General features: G+C 73.3%; 3 protein-coding genes. All 3 read left to right on the forward strand.

From position 1 onward, the window contains the following. The first annotated feature begins 89 nt into the window (after nucleotides 1-89). The 3 genes from IE145_RS23505 to IE145_RS23515 are packed head-to-tail and all read left to right on the forward strand — an operon-like array spanning nucleotide 90 to nucleotide 21,528. Nucleotides 90-1,370 carry a phosphopantetheine-binding protein gene (locus IE145_RS23505; RefSeq protein WP_189527432.1) on the forward strand — a complete coding sequence of 427 codons (1,281 nt, stop codon included), beginning with the start codon at nucleotides 90-92 and terminating at the stop codon, nucleotides 1,368-1,370. 5 nt (nucleotides 1,371-1,375) lie between these two features. Next, nucleotides 1,376-13,234 carry an SDR family NAD(P)-dependent oxidoreductase gene (locus tag IE145_RS23510; RefSeq protein WP_189527433.1) on the forward strand — a complete coding sequence of 3,953 codons (11,859 nt, stop codon included), beginning with the start codon at nucleotides 1,376-1,378 and terminating at the stop codon, nucleotides 13,232-13,234. Nucleotides 13,235-13,242: 8 nt separating this feature from the next. Next, nucleotides 13,243-21,528 carry an SDR family NAD(P)-dependent oxidoreductase gene (locus IE145_RS23515; RefSeq protein ID WP_189527434.1) on the forward strand — a complete coding sequence of 2,762 codons (8,286 nt, stop codon included), beginning with the start codon at nucleotides 13,243-13,245 and terminating at the stop codon, nucleotides 21,526-21,528.

A 21,528-nucleotide genomic window follows, 5' to 3' on the forward strand; every position in this document is an offset into this window, starting at 1 on the left:
CGCGGGGCGAGAAGCCGCGCAAGGTCCACCGGGGCGTCGTCACCCGCGACTTCACCCCCAATGACGCCGTCAACACCGTGGCCCGGGAGATGATCGACGAGGCCCGGGGAAGCCAGGGCGACCCGGCCGGCTACCAGCAGTTCCTGATGGCCCTGGCCGAGTTCTACTGCCAGGGTTACGAACCCGGCCTGGAGCACCTGTTCGCCGAACCGCCCGCCTTCGTCTCGCTGCCCACCCAGCCCTTCGCCGCCCGGCACTGCTGGGTCGGCGCTCACGCGGCCCGGCAGCAGGCGGCCGCCGCCGCTGCTGCCGCACCGGCCGCACCGGTCGTCCCGGTCGTCCCGGCGGCGCCGGTCGCGCCCGCCGCGCACCCGGCGCCCGCACAACGCACCACGTCCGCACCGCCGTTGCCGCAACTGACGGAGCGGCCGGTCCCGGTGGAGCCGGCGGAGCGAGCGGGCGGCACCGTGCGCCTGCTGCCGGTGGAGGCCGCCGCCGCCCTGGTGGCGGCACAGGGCCAGGCCCCGGACCGGGACGCCCAGCCCCGGATATCCCTGCGCCCGCTCGCCACGGCCGGGACCCCCGCGCCCGGCCCGGTCACCCCCGACTCGCCGACCCGGGCCGCGGCCCCGGCCGCCCGTCGCGCCGCCGCGACTGTGGCCCCCGCGGGCCCGCCTGCCACCACCGCGATGCCAGCGGCCGTGGTTTCCGGTGAGGTGTTGGAGCGGTTGCGGGTGAGTTTGGCGGGTGAGTTGTTCGTTGAGGTGGAGGAGGTGGATCCGGATCGTAGTTTTACGGAGTTGGGTCTGGATTCTGTGGTGGGCGTGGAGTGGGTGCGTGTGGTGAATGAGGAGTTCGGTACGTCGATCGGGGCTACTCGGATTTATCAGTATCCGAATGTCCGTGAGTTCGCGGCGTATGTTGCTTCTCTGGTTCCGGCGGGTGGTGGTGGAGCGGTGTCGCAGGGTGTTGCGGTCGTTTCTCGTCCGGTGCCGGAACAGCGTGTGGTTGAGCCGGTGTCTGTGGGTGTGGTTTCCGGTGAGGTGTTGGAGCGGTTGCGGGTGAGTTTGGCGGGTGAGTTGTTCGTTGAGGTGGAGGAGGTGGATCCGGATCGTAGTTTTACGGAGTTGGGTCTGGATTCTGTGGTGGGCGTGGAGTGGGTGCGTGTCGTGAATGAGGAGTTCGGTACGTCGATCGGGGCCACCCGGATCTACCAGTACCCGAACCTCCGCGAATTCGCCGCCCATGTCATCGCCGAAATTCCCCCGCCGGCGGACGACCTGGCCGAGATGCTGGCCAAGGTCTACGACGGGCAGATCGATGTCCAACAGGCCGAGGCGCGCCTGGGCATGCCGAAGACGGAGGCCTGAAGACCATGAACCGCCAAGAGATCCTTGTCGCACTGAGCGAGAAGCGACTGACCCCGGACGAGGCGGCCAGGCTGCTGAGGGGCGAGACCCCCGCCCCGGCCTCCGCCCCGGCCTCCGTCCCCACTCCGGCCTCCGCCCCGGCCCCCGCCACGCCTGTGCCGGCCACCGCACCCCCGGTCACCGGTCCCGCCCAGGCCGGCGTCGCGGCCGGGCCGTGGGACCAGAGCGGCCGGGAACAGCACGGCGACGACACCCGGCCCAGCCCGATCGCGATCGTGGGCATGTCGGGCCGGTACGCCAGTGCGCGGGACCTGGAGACGTACTGGCAGTTGATCTCCGAGGGCGGTGACGGAATTCGTGAAGTTCCGGGCTCCCGCTGGGACATGGACCGGTACTACGACCCGGAGATCGGCAAGGAGGGCTCCATCTACTGCCGGTGGATGGGCGCGCTCGACGACATCGACCGGTTCGACTCGTTCTTCTTCGAGATCTCCCCCTCCGAGGCGGAGATGATGGACCCGCAGCACCGGCTCTTCCTGGAGGAGTCGTACCGGGCCTTCGAGGACGCCGGATACACGCGGCGCACCCTGAACGGCGTCAACTGCGGCGTCTACCTCGGCCTGGCGAGCGGCGACTACCACCTGCTGTGCCAGCGGACCCCGCGACAGGAGGAGGAACAGCCCAGCGTCACCAGTGTCAGCAACGCCATCGCCGCCGGGCGGCTGGCCTACTACCTCAACCTCAAGGGCCCCGCGCTGACGGTGGACACGGCGTGCTCCTCCTCCCTGGTCGGTGTGCATCTCGCGGTGCAGGCGCTCCAGCGCGGCGAGGTCGACATGGCGCTGGCCGCCGGCGTCGCCCTCTATCTGAGCGCCGACTCCTACCAGCACATGTGCGCCGCCGGCATGCTGGCGCCCGACGGCAGGTGCAAGTCCTTCGACAACGGCGCCGACGGCTTCGTACCGGGTGAGGGCGCCGGTGCCGTGGTGTTCAAGCGGCTGGCCGACGCCGAGCGGGACGGCGACCACATCCACGGCGTGATCGTGGCCAGCGGCATCAATCAGGACGGCCGGACCAACGGCATCACCGCCCCCAGCCTCGACAGCCAGGCCGAACTGGTGCGGTCCGCCTACGAACGGCACGGCATCGACCCCACGAGCATCAGCTACGCCGAACTGCACGGCACCGGCACGAAGCTGGGCGACCCGATCGAACTGGAGGCGCTCACCACGGCGTTCCGTAACTGGACCGACCGGCGGGCCTACTGCGCCATAGGTTCGGTGAAGTCCAACGTCGGGCACACGTCGGCCGCCGCGGGCGTCGCCGGGCTGCACAAGATCCTGCTGTCGATGCGGCACCGGACCCTGGCGCCGACGCTCCATGTCCGGGAACCCAACGAGCACTTCGACTTCGAGCAGTCGCCGTTCTACCTCAACACCGGGTCGCGGGAGTGGCAGCCCGCACCGGGCGCACCGCTGCGCGCCTGCGTCAGCTCCTTCGGCTTCAGCGGAACCAACGCGCACGTCGTCGTCGATGCCTACACCCCGACCGCCGCGCCGCGACCCCGTGGCGGCGACCGGGACCGCACGTTCGTGGTGTCGGCCAAGCGGGAGCCGCAACTGCGGGAGTACGCCCGGCGGTTGGCGGCTCACCTGGAACGTCACCCGGACGTCGACCTGGACGACGTCGCCTACACCCTGCACACCGGGCGGGAAGCCATGCGGGAGCGCCTGGCCGTCGTCGCCAGGGACCGCGCCCAACTGATAGATGCCCTGAACGGCTTCGCCAAGTCCGGCGAAGCGGGCCCCGGGGTGCGGCGCGGGCGGGCCGCGAACCGGCCCGCCGAGGACGCGGGCTGGGTGGATGGTGCCGCCGCGGACTTCTCCGCCGAGTGGAGCGGCCTCGATCCGCGCCGGATACCGCTGCCCACCTACCCCTTCGAGCGGGAGTCCCACTGGTACCCGCGCGAGACGGACCCCGCCCCGCCCGCCGTGACGGCCGGATCTCCGGCCTCCTCGGCACAGGGGCCCGTGCTCCACCCGTTGGTGCACCGCAACATCTCCGACTTCACCCGCCAGCGCTTCCGCTCCGACTTCACCGGCGCGGAGTTCTTCCTCGCCGACCACCATGTGAACGGCGTGCCGGTCCTGCCGGGCGCGGCCGTGGTGGAACTGGCCAGGGCGGCCGGCACGCTGTCGGCGGGCCGGGAGGTCACCGAGGTCACCGACGTGGTGTGGACACATCCCGTCACCGAGCGCGTGGTGGAGATCTCCCTGCTGCCGTCGGGTGAGGACGGCGCGACGTTCACGGTCACCACCGTCGACGACGAGGGTGCGGAGACGACCTGTGCCGCCGGCACGGTAGGTTTCGCACCGCGCACCCCGCCCGCGGCGCTGGACATCGCCGCCCTGCGGGCGAAGTGCCCCACCCGCCTGGACCGCGCGGCGCTCTACCCGGCCTCCATCTCACCGGAGGCCGGGGTGGTCTACGGTCCGGCGTTCCAGGCCCTGACCGAACTGGCCCACGGCGCTGACGACGCCCTCGGGACGCTCGACCTCGACCTCGGCCGCGCCGGCGCCGACGACGGCTTCACGCTCCATCCGGCGCTGCTCGACGGTGCCTGGCAGGCCGTCGGGCCCTTCCTCGCGGATGCGGAGGGCACCTTCGTGCCCTTCGCGGTCGATGCGGTGCGGTGCTTCGGACCGCTGCCGTCCTCTGCGGTGGTGCATGTCCGGCCGGCCGGTGGCGCCGGTGCCGGCAGCCGGTCGTTCCACCTCACGGTGGCCGGCCACGAGGGCACCGTCGCCGCAGAGATCACCGGTTTCACGGTGCGCTCCACCGACCGTGCCGCCGGCCGCGGGGAGGAACGTGCGGACCAGCCGCAGGACGTGTTCCTCACCCAGCGGTGGCAGGACGAGCCCCTGCGTCCCCGGACCGGCACGGGGCGCGTCCTCCTGCTGCATACCGCCGCCCCGGGCCGCGACGCCCTGGTCACGGCGGCCGATGTGGAGGCCGCCGCCGAGGCCGTCCCCGGGGACGGCTTCACCGTCGACGGCACCGGCACCCGCTTCACCTACCGTCCGGCCGAGCCGGACGATCACGGCCGGCTGCTGCGGGAGCTGCGCGAGCGCGGCCTGTCGCCCGACCGGATCGTGCTGGCGGACCCGACGCCGGGTGACGGTCCCTACACCGTGCATGCCCTGGCCCGGGCGCTCGCCGCCGGCCGGCCCCGCCACCCGGTGGAGCTGGTGTACGCGTACTCCGTGCCGGCGGACGGCGAACCGGCTCCCGAGGCCCTCGCGGTGGGCGGCTATCTGCGCTGCCTGACGAAGGAGGACCGGCATGTCACCGCCCGGGCGGTGGGTGTCGCGCCGGGCTCAGCCGCCAGGATCCGGCAGGAACTCGCGGCCGAGCCGGGGGAGTCCCACGCCATCTGGTGGCAGGGCGGAAGGCGCACCGCGCTGCGCTCCGCCGAGGTGGGCGGCAGCGGTGAGGGGGCCGCGTTCCGCGAGGGCGGGGTGTACCTGATCACCGGCGGCGCGGGCGGCGTCGGGCTGATCCTCGCCCGGCACCTCAGCCGCACCTACGGAGCCCGCCTGGTGATCGCCGGGCGCACCGCCGAGCAGGACCTCGGGGACGCCTGGCGGGACGCGGACCTGCCCGCCGGGCGGACGCTGTATCTGCGGGCGGACGTTTCCCGCCGCGAGGACGTTGACGCCCTCGTCGCCGGGGCCAAGGAACGCTTCGGGCGGATCGACGGTGTGCTGCACTCCGCGGGCGCGCTGCGCGACGGACTGCTGCGTGACAAGCCGGCCGAGGACATCGCGGCGGTGCTGGCCCCCAAGGTGGCCGGGACCCGTCATCTCGACGAGGCTCTGCGGGACGAGCCGCTGGACCTGTTCGTACTGTTTTCCTCGATGTCCGCGGTGCTCGGCAACCTCGGGCAGAGCGACTACTGCTACGCCGGCGCCTACCAGGACGCCTTCGCCGGCCTGCGGGAGCGCCGCCGCAGGTCGGGCGAGCGCAGCGGCCGCACCCTGTCGGTGGGCTGGCCGCTGTGGGCGGACGGCGGAATGCGGATCGACGAGGACGCCGAGCGCCGCCTGCGCGAGCACCTGGGCATCGTCCCGCTGGAGTCCGCACGGGGCTGCCGGGCCCTGGAGCACGCCCTCACCCTGGGGGACACCCACGTGGTGTACGCCCCGGGAGACCCGGTGGCGATCCGCCGCACCTTCGGCCTGGCGGAGCCGGAACCCGCGACCGGGTCCCCGGCCGTGCCCTTCGCCGAGCCGGACACCGCCCCTTCCGCGGCCCCGGTGGACCGGCTGAAGTCCCCGCTGGCCGCCTACCTCGCCCGGATCGTCAGCGAGCGCACCAAGCGTGCCGTGGAGAAGATCGACATCACCGACGACTTCGAGGTCTACGGCATCGACTCCATCATGATGATGAGTCTGACCCGGCGCATGGAGGAGGACTTCGGGGAACTCCCCAAGACCCTCTTCTTCGAGTACGGAACCATCGAGGAACTCGCCGGCCACTTCCTCGACGAGCGTCCCGAGGACGTGCGGCGCGTCCTGGGCATGACCGACGCCGAGTCGAAGACGCCCGAGCCGCCCGCCCCCGCTCCGGCCACCGCCGCGCCAGTTCCGGCCCCCGCCGCGGCCACCCGGTTCCTGCCGGACCCGGCACGGGCCGCGGGCCCCGCGGCGTCGCGGGGCGCAAACCCCGCCGGCCCCGCCACCCACGACATCGCGGTCGTCGGCATCAGCGGCCGCTACCCCGACGCCGACGACCTGCCCGAGTTCTGGGACAACCTGGCGTCCGGTACCGACTCCATCCGCGAGGTGCCCGCCGAACGCTGGGACCACAGCCAGTACTACGCGCCCGAAGGCAGGACCCCCGGCAAGGCGTACGCCAAGTGGGGCGGCTTCGTGCGGGACGTCGACCGCTTCGACCCGCTGTTCTTCAACATCTCTCCCGGCGAGGCCGACTTCATCGACCCCCAGGCGAGGCTGTTCCTCCAGACCGCCTGGCACGCCGTCGAGGACGCCGGATACACCCGCGCCACCCTCGCGGACCACACCGTCGGCGTCTACGTCGGCGTCATGTACGGGATGTACGAACTCTTCCAGGGCGAGGTCAAGGGCGAGCCGACACCCGTCTCCTCGTCGTTCGCGGCGATCGCCAACCGCGTCTCCTACGTGCTGAACCTGCGCGGCCCCAGCATGGCCGTGGACACCATGTGCTCCTCGTCGCTGACCGCGCTGCACCTGGCCTGCGAGAGCATCCGCCGCGGTGAGAGCGACATGGCCATCGCCGGCGGCGTCAACCTCACCATCCACCCCAACAAGCTGATCCTGCTCAGCCAGGGCAACTTCGCCGCCACCGACGGGCGGTGCCGCAGCTTCGGGGAGGGGGGCGACGGCTATGTGCCGGGCGAGGGCGTCGGCGCGGTGGTACTCAAGTCGCTGGACCGTGCCATCGCCGACGGCGACCACATCCACGCCGTCATCAAGGGCAGTGCCCTCAACTCCGGCGGCCGGACCACCGGCTTCACGGTGCCCAACCCCAACGCCCAGGCAGCGCTGGTGCGCAACGGACTCGCGGACGCCGGTGTGGACGCCCGCAGCATCTCCTGCATCGAGGCGCACGGCACCGGAACCGCGCTCGGCGACCCCATCGAAGTCACCGCGCTCACCCAGGCGTTCCGCACACAGACGCCCGACGTCGGTTTCTGCTCCATCGGTTCGGTGAAGTCCAACATCGGCCACCTGGAATCCGCGGCCGGGATCGCGGCCCTCACCAAGGTGATCCTTCAGCTCAAGCACCGCAAACTCGTACCGTCGCTGCACGCCGCCACGCTCAATCCGTTCATCGACTTCGAGCGCAGCCCCTTCCGGGTGCAGCGCGAACTCGCGGACTGGGCGGAGACCGGAGCGCAGCCGCGCCGCGCGGGCATCAGCTCCTTCGGCGCGGGCGGCGCCAACGCCCATCTCGTGGTCGAGGAGTTCATCGACGACCGGTCCGCTCCGGCGGACTCGGGGCCCTTTCTGTTCGTGTACTCGGCGCGGGACGAGGAGCGGCTGCGGGAGCTGGTCGCCCGCCATCTGGTCGCGGCCCGCGCCGGATTCGACGGGGCGGCCCTCGCCTCGGTCGCCTACACCCTCCAGACGGGGCGGGAGGCGATGGAGTGCCGGCTCGCCGTCGTGGCGGACTCCGCCGGCGAGCTGGCGACGCTGTTGGAGGGCTATCTCGCGCGCGACCACGGCTCGCCGCGGCTCGTCACCGGGGACACCCGGGGGGCGAAGCGGCAGTCGACGCTGCTGGATCTCATCGAGGACTCCGACATGACCGCCCGGCTGCTGCGGGAGCGCCGGTTCGACAAGGCGGCCGAACTGTGGGTCGAGGGCGTCGCGCTGGACTGGTCGCAGCTCCACGGGAGCCGTCCTCCGCAGCGGGTGCCGCTGCCCGGCTACGCCTTCGCCAAGGAGCGCTGCTGGGTCACCGGATTCGCCCAGGCCCCGGCGGCCGGCGCCGCCACCGAGCGGCTGCATCCGCTGCTGCACCGCAACAGTTCCACCCTCGAAGGCCTGCGCTTCAGCTCCACGTTCACCGGCGGGGAGTTCTTCCTCAGCGACCACCGGGTCGGCGGACGTCCGATGCTGCCCGCCGTGGCCTATCTGGAGATGGCACTGGCCGCCGTGCGCAGCGCGCTGCCCGCGCAGGCCCGGGACACCGATCTGAGCGTCCGGGACGTGGTGTGGCTGCGCCCCTTCGCGCTCGGGGACGGTGCGCGGGAGCTGCACATCACGCTCTCCCCGGGGGCCGGGCAGGAGACCGTCGCGTTCCGGATCCACGGTGACCACACCCACTGCCAGGGCGAGGTCGGCCTGGGCCCGGCCGCCGGGCCGGAGCACACCGTCGACCTGGACGAGGTGCGTGCCCGTTGCGACCGTCCCCGTGTCGAGGGCGCCTGGTGCTACCGGGCGTTCACCCACATGGGCATCGACTACGGCCGCTCGCACCAGGCCATCGGCACCGTGCACCGGGGCGCCGAGGAGGCACTGGTCGCCTTGCGCCTGCCGGACGGGGTCGCCACCGACGGGTTCACCCTGCATCCCGCGCTGCTGGACGCGGCACTCCAGTCGACGCTCGCGCTGGGTCTCCCGGAGACCCTGCCGGACGACCCCGCCGCGCTGGGTTCCGACGGGGCGTCGGCCGAACTTCCCTTCGCGGTCGAGGCGGTCGAAGTCATCCGCCCGACGGAACCGGTGATGTGGGCGCACCTGCGGCGCGCCACCGGCACCGGCGGGGACCGGATGAAGCGGGTCGACATCACGCTCTGCGACGCCGAGGGGCGGGCCTCAGTCCTGCTGCGCGGTGTCGCCTTCAAGACCTTCGACTACGAGCCGCGGGCCGCCGCCGAGGAACGTCTGCTGTTCGCCCCGCGCTGGCGCGAGTCGGACCCGGAGCCCGCCCCCGAGGGGCCGGCCCGCTTCGACCGGTGGGTGGTACTGCTCGGTGACGGGGCGCCGGTGACCGCGGCGGACCTGGGACGGTCGCTGCCGGAAGCCGACTGCCGGACCCTGGACTCCGGCGTGCCCGCGGACCCCGCCCGCAGGGGCGAGCGGTACCTCGACCAGACCGTGGAACTGCTGCGACGGGTACGGGAACTGGTGCGGGAGCACCGTGGCGGACGCCTCCTGGTGCACCTGGTCGCCGCGGACGGCCACAGCCTCGGGCTGGCCGGGCTGCTGGGCACGCTGCGCACGGAGCACCCGGCGGTCAGCGTGCAGATGCTGGACTGCCGGGACGTGCCGCCCGCCGTGGTTCTCGCCGAGCGGCTGCGTGCCGAGCGGCTCTGGCCGACCGCGCAGGTCGTCCGGTACACCGGAGGCGGACGTCGCGAGGTGCGCCGGTGGGAGGAACTGCCCGCCCCGGCGGAGGAGCCGACCGCGCCGCTGTGGCGGGCGGGCGGGGTCTACGTGATCACCGGGGGTGCGGGCGGCCTCGGCCTGCTGATGGCCGACGAGATCGCCCGGAGCGTTCCGGACGTGCGCCTGGTCCTCACCGGCCGGTCCGCGCCCGGTGCCCGTACCGAGGAGGCGCTGACGGGGCTGCGGGCCCACGGCGCCGTCGCCGAGTACGCGCAGACCGACGTCACGGACGCGGCGGCGGTGAGCGCGCTCATCGCGCGGGTGAGCGCCGAGCACGGCGGGCCGCACGGGGTGCTGCACTGTGCGGGCGTCACCCGGGACAAGCTGATCACCGCGAAGGAGCCCGAGGACGCGCGGGCGGTGCTCGCACCCAAGACCGTCGGCGCGGTGGCCCTCGACGAGGCCACGGCACGGCTGCCGCTGGAGTTCTTCCTGCTGTTCTCCTCCGTGGCCGGCGCCCTGGGCAACGCCGGCCAGGCCGACTACGCGGCGGGGAACGCGTTCCTGGACCGGTTCGCCTCGTACCGCGAGGAGTTGGTGGCCCGCGGTGAGCGCCACGGCCGGACCCTCTCGGTGAACTGGCAGTTGTGGCGGGACGGCGGCATGGGGGTGGCCGCCGAGCAGGTGCGGGCCGCCGCCGACCTCGCGGGTCTCGCCGTCCTGGACCGGGCGACCGGGCTCGGGGTGCTCGCCGCCTGCGTGGCGAGCGGTGAACCCCAGGTGTTGCCGCTGGTCGGGAACGCCGTCAAGCTGCGCGCCTACCTGCGGGCGCAGACCACCAACGCACCGGAGCCCGAAACGGCCGGGGCGGATCGCGCCGCAGGTGGCGAGGGCGGCCCCGCGGTCGCCGGACGGGCCGAACTGCTGGCCGAGGCGATCAAGGAGGTGATCGCCGACGAGATCAAGCTGGACGCGGCGCGGATCGACGCGTATCTCGCGCTGGAGAACTACGGCATCGACTCGGTTCTCATCATCAATCTGACGCAGCGCCTGGAGGAGGACTTCGGGCCGCTGGCGAAGACCATCTTCTTCGAGAACCAGACCGTGATGGAACTGGCCGAGGCGCTGAGCCGGAGCCACCCGGACGAGACCGCCGGGCTGCTGGCCCGGCGGTCCGGTGCGGTGGCGCGAGCGGAGGAGCCCGCGGCGGGTCCCCGGGCCGGGACGCGCGGTGACGGCGTTCCCGACACGCGCACCCCGGCGGCCTGGTCGCCGCTGTGGGGGAGCGCGGCCGACCGCCGGACCCCCGAACGGTCGGGCGGCAGCGGCATGGACATCGCCATCGTGGGTGTCGCGGGCCGCTACCCGCAGGCGGAGGACCTGGCGGCGTTCTGGACGAACCTGCGCAAGGGCCGGGACAGCGTCACGGAGATCCCGGCCGACCGCTGGGACCACGCCCCCTTCCACCGCCCCGAGCCGGGCCGGCAGGACGCCACCTACGCCAGGTGGGGCGGGTTCATCGACGACGCCGCCTGCTTCGACTCGCTGTTCTTCAACATCTCGCCCGGTGAGGCGGAGATCATGGACCCCCAGGAGCGCGTCTTCCTGGAATGCGTCCACCACACCTTGGAGGACGCCGGATACAGCCGCCGCTCCCTCACCGGCCGCCCCGTGGGCGTGTACGTCGGAGTGATGTACGAGGAGTACCAGCTCTACGCCGCGCAGCAGCAGCTACGGGGCGAGATGGCGACGCTGAACGGCAGCGCCGCCTCGATCGCCAACCGGGTCTCCTACCACTACGGGCTGCACGGGCCCAGCATGGCGGTGGACACGATGTGCTCCTCGTCGCTGGTGGCGATCCACCTGGCCGCGCAGAGCCTGCGGTCGGGTGAGTGCGAGGCGGCGATCGCGGGCGGGGTGAACCTGTCCCTGCACCCCAACAAGTTCCTGATGCTGGGCAAGAACCGCTTCGCCGCCACCGACGGCCGCTGCCGCACCTTCGGCGAGGGCGGCGACGGCTACGTTCCGGGCGAGGGCGTCGGCGCCGTACTGCTGAAGCCGCTGGCCCGCGCCGAGGCGGACGGCGACCACATCCACGGGGTGATCAAGGGCACGGCGGTCAGCCACGACGGCAAGACCAACGGCTACACCGTGCCCAATCCGCACGCCCAGACCGCGGTGATCGAACGCGCGCTGGAGCGGGCCGCCGTCGACTCCCGGGACATCACCTACGTGGAGGCGCACGGCACCGGGACCCGGCTCGGCGACCCGCTCGAAGTCGCGGCCCTCACCAAGGCGTTCGGCGGTCCGGACGCCGGGGCGGCGCGCTGCCACCTGGGCTCCGCCAAGTCGAACATCGGGCACTGCGAGAGTGCCGCCGGCATCGCCGGCGTCAGCAAGGTGCTGCTGCAGCTCCGGAACCGGGAGATCGTCCCCTCGCTCCACTCGGCCACCCTCAACCCGGAGATCGACTTCGCGGCGACACCCTTCACCGTCCCCCAGGAAGTCATCCCCTGGGAGGTGGATCCGTCGCGTACCCGCATCGCGGGGATCTCCAGCTTCGGGGCCGGCGGCACCAACGCCCATGTGGTGATCGGCGAGTACCGGGCGCCCGACCGGCCCGTCCCCGAAGACCCCGGCGGCCCTCTGGTGATCCCGCTGTCGGCCCGCCGCGAAGACCAACTGCGCGGTGTCGTATCGCAGTTGCTGGACTGGTTGCGGGCCCGGCGCCTCACGCCCGCGGAGCTCGCGGACGTCGCCCACACCCTCAGGGTGGGGCGGGACTCCTACGAGGAGCGGCTCGGCCTGCTCGTACGCTCGCAGGACGAACTGGAAACGGCCCTGGGCGACTTCCTCGCGGGCCGCCCCGTCGGACACCGCGGCCGGGGCGTCACACCCGCCCCCGCCGCGCACGCGGACGCCCTGTACGAGCAGTACCGGGCGGGACGGTTCGACGAGGTGCTCGACGCGTGGGCCGCCGGGCAGGACCTGGACTGGGACCGACTCGCCGCGTCCGGCGCCCGCAGCAGGATTCCGCTGCCGGTCTACCCGTTCGCGCGGCTGCGGCACTGGCATCCGCCGCACGGCACCGCGGCGCCCCTCGCCCCGGTGCCCCCGGCGGCGGCCGTGCAGGGCCTCCACCCCCTGCTGCACCAGAACCGCTCTTCTCTCTTCGAGCAGCGCTTCACCGCCGCCTTCACCGGCGAGGAGGCATTCCTCGACGGGCACCGGGTGGAAGGCCGCCGGGTGCTGCCCGGCTCGGTGTCGCTGGAGATGGCCCGGCTCGCGGGCGCGCTCAGCCTGGAGCGGGAGGTCCGCTCCGTCCGGAACGTGCTGTGGCGGCATCCGGTCGTGGTGGCCGACGAGCCGGTGGAGACGACCGTACGGCTGTACCCCGAGGAGGACTCCGTACTGGTCCGGATCGGCGTGGACCAGGGACCGCCGGAGGCACGGATCTGCATGGAGGCCCGGATCTCCCCGGACCCCGCGTCCTTGGAGCCTTTCGGCCGGGCCGGGGCGCTGGACCTGGCCGAGGTGGTCGCGGGCTGCGACGGCCGGCTGTCCGGTTCCGCGGTGTACGCCACCATGGCCGAGGCCGGTCTGTACAACGGACCCGCGTTCCAGGTCATCGAGGAGGTCCTCTTCCGGGACGGGGAGGCCGTGGTGCAACTGGCGCTGCCGTCGGCAGCGGACCGGCACGAGGCCGACGTACTGCCCCCGGCCCTGGTCAACGGCGCGTTCCAGGCGGTCAGCGTGCTGATGGCAGGTCACGGCAGCGGACTGCTGCTCCCCTTCTCCATCGGGAGCGTCGACATCCGGGGCCCGCTGCCCGACGAGTGCGTCGCCCACCTGCGCCACCGCGGTGCGGACGGTGGCACAACCGTCGACCGCTTCGACATCACCCTGACCGACCTGGCCGGTACGGCCCTCGTCGTCGTGCGGGACTACGCCCTGAAGTCGCTCCCCGACGCGGCTCAAGACAGGTGAATGAGGAAATGACCGAGCACGTCCGGTACTGGACCCCCGAGTGGCAGCCGTCCCCCGAGCCGGGTGGCCCCCGGAGCGGCGGCGTGCGGCCCGCCGGCCGCGTCCTGCTGCTCACCATGGCCGAGGACGCCGAGCAGGCCGTCCGCCGCGAGCTGGCCGCGCGGCACCCCGGCGCCACCCTGGACGCCGTGCGCGGCGCGGACGCCCTAATCGCGGCGCTGAGCGACGGGCCGCCGTTCGATCGCGTCCTGATCTGGCGCGGCCCCGACGCGCCCGGCGGCATCGGGAGCGCGGACGCCGCGGCGCGCGAGTACCTCCTGCTCCAGGACGCGACGCAGGCGCTGCTCCGGCGGCGGACCGGCGGCGATGTGCGGGTGGTGCACGCGGTGGTCGAGGACGAGGCGCACCGTGGGCTCGCACGGCCGGAGTACGCGGCCGTCGGCGCCTTCGCGCGGGTCGTCGCCCTGGAGCGGCCGGGCTTCCACTACCGGAGCGTGGCGCTGACCGCGCGGAGCGCGGACGAGGCCGCCGCCACGCTGCTGGCGGAGTCCGGCCTGACCGACGCGGCGACGGAGGTCCGCTACGACGGCGCCACCCGGTCCGTGCGGCGGCTGCGCGCGCTGCCCCCGGCCGGCCCGGGCGGGCAGGGGGCGGTCTCGGTACGAAGCGGTGGAACGTACCTGGTCACCGGTGGACTCGGGGGCCTCGGGCGGGTGTTCGCGCGGGAGGTGGCCCGGTGCGGCCAGACCGGCCTGGTGCTGACGGGCCGCCGCCCGCTGGACGACGGGGGCCGTGCGTTCCTCGCCGAACTGAGGGGCGCGGGCGCCCAGGTCCGCTACGTGCCGGCCGACATCGGTACTCCCGCCGGGGTGGACGCGCTGCTGCGGGAGGTCCGGTCCGGGTTCGGTCCGCTCACGGGTGTCCTCCACTCGGCCGGCGTGATCCGGGACTCCTTCCTGCTGCGGAAGACCCGGGAGGAGGCGACCGCCGTACTGGCGGCCAAGCTGCACGGCACCCGGCTGCTGGACGAGGCGCTGGGCGAGGAACCCCTGGAGTTCTTCGCGCTGTTCTCGTCGCTGGCCGGGGTGCTGGGCAACCTCGGTCAGGCCGACTACGCCTTCGCCAACGCCTACCAGGACCACTACGCCGGATGGCGCGAGTCGCTGCGGGGACGCGGACTGCGGACCGGCCGCAGCGTGTCCGTGGGGTGGCCGCTCTGGGCGGAGACCGGCGACGGGGGCGCCATGCATGCCGCGGACGGCGCCGAGGAGCGGGCCCGCGCCCGGCTGGGCCTGCACCCGCTCACGGTCTCCGAAGGGGTGGACGCGTTCCGTGACGCGCTGGCCCGGGAGGCGACGCAGGTGGTGGTCGTCAAGGGCGAGCCGCGCACCTGGGACCTCCTGGCGTCCGGTCCCGCGGACGGGCCCGCGCCGGCGGCCCCCGCCGCCGGAACCGCCGTGGACGCGCCGGAGCCCGCCGCTGCGGAGGGCGCCGACGATCCGGTGCTGCTGGCCAGGACCCGCGAACATCTGGTGCGGCAGGTGAGCCGCTTCGCCAAGCTGCCCGTCTCCGAGATCCGCACCCATGACTCCTTCGGCCGCTACGGCGTCGAGTCGATCATGATCATCGGGATGACCGAGGAGCTGGAGAACGACCTGGGCCCGCTGCCCAAGACCCTGTTCTTCGAGTACGACAGCGTCGACGAGCTGGCCGCCCACCTGGTCCGCACCGCGCAGCCCCGGCTGCGCGCCCTCCTCGGCCTCGGCGACACCCCGCGCCCGGCCCCCGGCACCCCGGCCGCGTCCGCCGCCCCCGCGGCGACCGCTCCGCCGGGTGCTCCGGGCACCGCCGCGCCCTCCGGTAAGTGGGCGCTGCTGCGGAGCAGTGGCCGCACGCAGGCCCCCGCCGTCGAAGCCGCCCCGCGGCCGCCGGAGCCCCGGGTGCCGGCGGAGCGCGAGCAGGACGTCGCGATCATCGGCCTGGCGGGCCGCTACCCGCAGGCGGACGGCCTCGACGCCTTCTGGGACAACCTGCGCCACGGCCGGGACTCGGTCACCGAGATACCCGCCCGCCGCTGGGACCACCGCCCCTACTGGGATCCCGAGAAGGGCAAGCCCGGTACCTCGTACAGCCGTTGGGGCGGCTTCATCGACGGGGTGGAGCTCTTCGACCCGCTGTTCTTCAGCATTCCGCCGGTGGAGGCCGAATACCTCGATCCGCAGGAGCGCCTCTTCCTGGAGACGTCCTGGGAGGCCGTGGAGGACGCCGGGTACGCCCCCGCCGCGCTCGCCGGCCGCAAGGTCGGCGTATTCGCCGGGGTGATGTTCGGCCTGTACCAGTTGCTGTCCACGGACAAGCACGGCGGTGTACTGCACGGCCACTCCTCGTACGCCTCCGTCGCCAACCGGGTGTCGTACTTCTTCGACTTCCGCGGGCCCAGCGTCACGGTCGACACCATGTGCTCCTCGTCCCTGGTGGCGGTCCACCAGGCGTGCGCCAGTATCCGCAGCGGTGAGTGCGAGGTGGCGCTGGCGGGCGGCGTCAACGTGATGACGCACCCGTCGAAGTACGTCCAGCTCTCCCAGGGCGGCTTCCTGTCGACGGACGGCCGCTGCCGTGCCTTCGGCGAAGGCGGTGACGGCTACGTTCCGGGCGAAGGCGTCGGCGCCGTGGTGCTCAAGTCCCTGAGCCGGGCGCGGGCGGACGGCGACCACGTGTACGCGGTCATCAAGGGTTCGGCCGTCAACTCGGGCGGCCGCACGAGCGGTTACTCGGTGCCCAATCCGCAGGCGCAGGCCGCCGTGATCAGCGAGGCCCTGGCGGCTGCGGCCGTCTCCCCACGCGACATCTCCTACGTGGAGGCGCACGGCACCGGCACCGCGCTCGGCGACCCCATCGAGATCACCGGGCTGACCAAGGCATACCGGCTCGCCACCCAGGACCGGCAGTTCTGCGGCATCGGCTCGGTGAAGTCCAACATCGGCCACCTGGAGTCGGCGGCCGGCATCGCGGCCCTGACGAAGGTCGTCCTCCAGATGCGGCACCGGCAACTCGTGCCGTCCCTGCACACCGCCACGCTCAACCCGCTGATCGACTTCGGCAGCACCCCGTTCTCGGTGCAGCGGCGGCTGAGCGAGTGGGAGAGCCCGGCGGGAGTGCCCCGGCGCGCCGGCGTCAGCGCCTTCGGCGCGGGCGGCACCAACGCCCACCTCATCCTGGAGGAGGCACCCCCCGAGCCGTCCGGGACCGGCGGCGGAGAGCGGCCGCAGCGCGAGGAACTGCTGCTGTTCTCGGCGCGCGACCAGGAGAGGCTGGCCGACGTCGTCCGCCGTGTCCTGTCGCACCTGGACCGGCACTCCAGCCCGCCCGCCGCCACGGACGGCAGCGCCGGCGGCCCCCCGGGCGACGGCGCCATCACCCCGGACGCGGTGCGTGACCGGGTGCGTGCCGTGGTCGCGGACGCCCTCGGGGTCCGCCCCGGCGACCTCGACGACCACGAGTCCTACGCCGACCAGGGTCTCGACGCCTACGCCACGGCGGCCTGCCACGAGCGGCTCCAGGAGGAGCTCGGCACCACCCTGCCCGCGCGACTGCTGCACGAGGAGCCGTCCGTCGCCGCCACGGTCGCCCGGCTGACCGGACTGCCGGCCGGTGACGGCCCCGCGGCCGGACAGGACCCGGCCGCTGCCCCGGGCACGCCCGAACTCTCCCTCGAAGACCTGGCGTTCACCCTGCAGACCGGCCGCGAACCGATGGTGGAACGCCTCGCGGTCCGCGCCCGCACCGTGCCGGAACTGCGGAACGCGCTCCGCGCCCACCTGGACGGCGACCCCGATGTCCCCGGGGTGTGGTCCGGCTCCGCCGGCGACCAGGACCGCCGCCTGCACTCCCTGCTGCGGCACGACGTCACCCAGCAGTACACCCGCCAACTGCTCGCCGAGCAACGGCTGGACGAGGTCGCCGGGATGTGGGTGATGGGCGCCGAGGTGGAGTGGTCCGCCGCCTGGGCGGACCGCCGCCCGCGGCGGCTGGCGCTGCCCACCTACCCCTTCGCACGCGAGCCCCACTGGATCCTGCCCGTCGAACCGGACGGTCCGCTGGTCCCCCCGCCCGGCGCGCCCGTGTCCGTGCCGCCCGCCGCCGTGCCCACGGCCCCGGTCGCCGCGTCCGCACCCGCCGCCCGGAGCGCCGACCGGGGCGAGGACCTGTACACCGAGGTCCTCGACGACCTCAAGGCCCGGTTCTCCGGGGCGCTGAGCATCCCGGTGGACCGGCTGAAGGCCCGTACCCCGTTCGAGGACTACGGGATCGACTCGATCCGCGTCAGCCAGCTCAACAAGGTCCTGGAGGAGGGCTACGGCTCGCTGCCCACCTCGCTGCTGTTCACCTACAAGGACCTGGAGTCCCTGGCGCGGCACCTGACCGCGGTGCGCCGCACCCGGCTCCCGCGGGAACCGCGGCCGGCCGGCCCGCCCGCCGCCGCCCCCGCTCCCGTCGTCGGCGACATCGCCGTCATCGGGCTCAGCGGGCGCTACCCGCAGGCGCCGACCCTGGAACGGTTCGCCGACAACCTCGCGGCAGGACGGGACAGCATCACCGAGATCCCCGCCGAGCGCTGGGACCACCGCGACTATCCCGAAGTCGCCTGCCGCTGGGGCGGTTTCATCGACGACGCCCTCGGTTTCGACCCGTCGTTCTTCAATCTCTCGCCCAATGCCGCCGCCTATATGGACCCGCAGGAGCGGCAGTTCGTCCAGGCGGTGTGGCACTGTCTGGAGGACGCCGGATACACCCCGGAAGCCCTCGCCGACCCCGAGGCGGGCGACCGGCGCGGCAACGTCGCCGTCTACGCGGGCGTCACCTTCAACGAGTACGGTCTGTACGGTGCGGCCGATCTGGCGGCGGGCAAGACCGTCCCCCTGGACGCGCAGCTGTACTCGGTGGCCAACCGCATCTCCTACCTGCTCAACCTGCGCGGCCCCAGTCTCGTCGTCGACACCGCCTGCTCGTCCTCGCTGTACGCCATTCACCTGGCGTGCGAATCGCTGCGGCGCGGGGACAGCGAGGTGGCCATCGCGGGCGGCGTCAACCTCTCCCTGCACCCCAGCAAGTACCTGACCCTGGGCATGTTCAACTTCCTGTCCCCGGACGGCCACTGCAAGAGCTTCGGCGACGGCGGCAACGGCTACGTGCCCGGTGAGGGCGTCGGCGCGGTGCTGCTGAAACCGCTGGAGCGGGCGGTGGCCGACGGGGACCACATCCACGCCGTCATCAAGGGCTCCGCCGTCAACCACGGCGGCAAGACCAACGGCTACACGGTGCCCAACCCCGTGGCGCAGGCCGAAGTGGTGCGCGCCGCCCTGGAACGCGCCGGAGTCGAGCCCGGCGGCATCAGCTACCTGGAGGCGCACGGCACCGGCACCTCCCTGGGCGACACGATCGAGATCGAGGCGCTGACCACCGCGTTCGACGGCTACCCCGCCGACGGACGGCACTGCGCCATCGGCTCGGTGAAGTCCAACGTCGGCCACCTGGAGGCCGCCGCCGGAATCTCCCAGATGACCAAGGTCATCCTCCAGATGCGGCGCGGCCGGCTCTTCCCCAGCCGCCTGAACTCCGAACGCCTCAACCCGGAGATCGACTTCGGCCGCACCCCGTTCCGGGTGCAGCTCGCCGACGAGCCCTGGGAGCCGCCCGCGGGCCAGCCGCGCCGCGCCGGTATCAGTTCCTTCGGCGTCGGCGGCGTCAACGTCCACCTGGTGCTGGAGGAGTACACCGGGACGCCGCGTCCCGGCAGCGGCAGCGGTGACGGGGGCCCCTGGCTGATCCCGCTCTCCGCGCGTACCCCGGAGATCCTCACCCGTTACGCCGGGGCGCTGCTGGCGTTCCTCCGGAACGCCGGGCCCGGAGCCCTGCCCGACCTGGCGGACACCGCGTTCACTCTCCAGACCGGGCGCCGGATGCTGCCCAGCCGGGTCGCGTTCGTGGTGTCCGACCACGCGGACCTCGCCGAGCGGCTGGAGGAGTTCGTCACCGGCGGCCGGGTGCCCGGGGCGACCGGCGACCTCGCGGACGAGGCCCGCCGCTGGGCCGAGGGCGAGGACATCGACTTCGGTGCCCGCTGGACGGGCCGCCCGGTGCGCCGCACCCCGCTGCCCGGCTACCCCTTCGAGACGGACCCGTACTGGATGTACACGGCGCCGGTGCGGGGCGGCGGCACCGAGCGGCTCCCGGCGGCGCCCGGAACCGTGGCGCGGGCCGACGGGCCGGACGCCGACGGGGTGGACCGCGCGTTCCTCCGCCGCCTCGCCGGGGCGTTCCCCGGCGAACGCCCGGAGCTGATGACCGGATACCTCCAGCAGCGGCTCGCCGACCTGCTGGGATTCACCGGCGACAAGCTGCCCGAGACCGACCGGGGCTTCTTCGAGCTCGGCATGGACTCCATCACCTCCACCCAGGCCCACAACCTGATGGAGCAGCTCTTCGACCGGGAACTCGACCTCCAGCTCTTCTTCAACTACCCCACGATCGAGGAGACGTCCGCGTACCTGCTCGGACTCCTCGACCTGGACGCCCGGACCGGCTCCACCGAGCCCTCCACCCCGGCGGCCCCCGCCGCGGACGACACCGACGCCCCGGTCTGGCTGTTCACCCGCGACTGGACGGAGACCGGACCGGCCGCCGGCGCCCCCGGGACGGACACCGGCGGAACGGTGCTGCTCTTCGACACCGGCGACGAGCTGCGCTCCGCTCTGACCGGCCTGCCGGCGGCGCGGCGCCCGGAGCGGGTGGTCCTGGTGCGTCCCGGGAGCGAGGGCTTCCGGGCGCTCGGCGACGACACCTTCGAGGTCGGTCCGTCGGCCCGCGCCGACTACGAGCGACTGCTCGCCGCACTGGTGGACGAGGGCCGCACCGTGGACCGGGTGATCCACGCCTGGTCGGCGGACCGCTCCGAGTCCGACCCCGACCGCCTCCAGGCCGGGCTCGACAAGGGCGTCTACGCCCTCACCGCGCTCAGCCAGGCCCTGCTCGCGGCACTTCCGGGGCAGCGGGTGACCCTGCTGTACACCTTCGGCACGGGGGAGCCGGGCGCCGCACCGGAGAACCGGGCGGTGGCCGGCCTGATGCGGGCCGTGCGCATGGAGAACCCGTCGCTGGTCTACAAGACGGTCGAGCTGACCCGCACCGGCCTCGACCGGGCCGGGGCCGCGGACGCCCTCCTGGCGGAGTTCGACCGGCCCGAGGCGGACGTCGAGCTGCGGCACGACGGGACGCGCCGCTGGACGCGGAGCTTCCGTCCGGTGCCGGCCGCACAGGTGGAGGCAGCCCGCACGCCGTTCGGCACGGGCGGCGTCCACCTGATCACCGGCGGCCCCGGCGGACTGGCGGGCCTCTTCGGCCGCTACCTGTGCCAGGACCACCGGGCCACCGTGGTCCTGGTGGGGCGCAGGCCCGCCGGCCCGGAGCGGCTCGCGGAACTGGAGTCCTGGAGCCGCGACGGCGCACGCGCCGTCTACCTCCAGGCCGACATCGGCGACCGGAAGCAGGCCGAGAACCTCGTCGGCGAGATCCGCTCCCGCTTCGGCCCGGTCACCGGCGTGATCCACTCCGCCGGTGCGCTCCGCGACGGTCCGATCAAGGACAAGCGGCCCGAGGAGATGGCGGAGGTGCTGCGCGCCAAGGTGTTCGGCACCCGCAACCTCGACGAGGCGCTGCGCGGCGAACCGCTGGAACACTTCGTGATGTTCTCCTCGCTCGCCGCCGTCCTCGGCAACTTCGGGCAGAGCGACTACTGCTACGCCAACAGCTACCTGGACGCCTTCGCCGAGTACCGCGAGGAACTGCGCGAACGGGGCGAACGCAGCGGCCGGACGCTGTCGGTGAACTGGTCGTTCTGGCGCAGCGGCGGCATGGAGACCAGCGACGCCATCCTCACCTGGATGCGCAAGCGACTCGGCACCGTGGTCATCGAAGGCCCCGAGGGCTGGGAGGCGCTGCGCGTCACGGCCGGGCTGGACCACCCGCAGGTCGTCACCGTCAAGGGCGACATCGGCAAGATCGGCGCCCTGATGGGCGTGTCCGACGAGGACATCGCCTCGACCGTGCCGGTCCCCGGACGCACCGCCCCGGACAGGCCGGCGGCGGCGCCCCCCACGGCTGCCGCCGTCCCGGCCGAGGTGGTCGAGGCCGCTCCCGGCGCCGTGCTGCCGTCCAGCCTCGACGGCATGGACGAGGACGCTCTCGTCGCCCTGTTGCGTAACGAAATCGAGCTGAGTGAGAACGAGGGCCGTTGA

Origin of the sequence: Streptomyces sindenensis, assembly GCF_014649035.1 — a bacterium.
Classification (GTDB): Bacteria; Actinomycetota; Actinomycetes; order Streptomycetales; family Streptomycetaceae; genus Streptomyces; species Streptomyces sindenensis.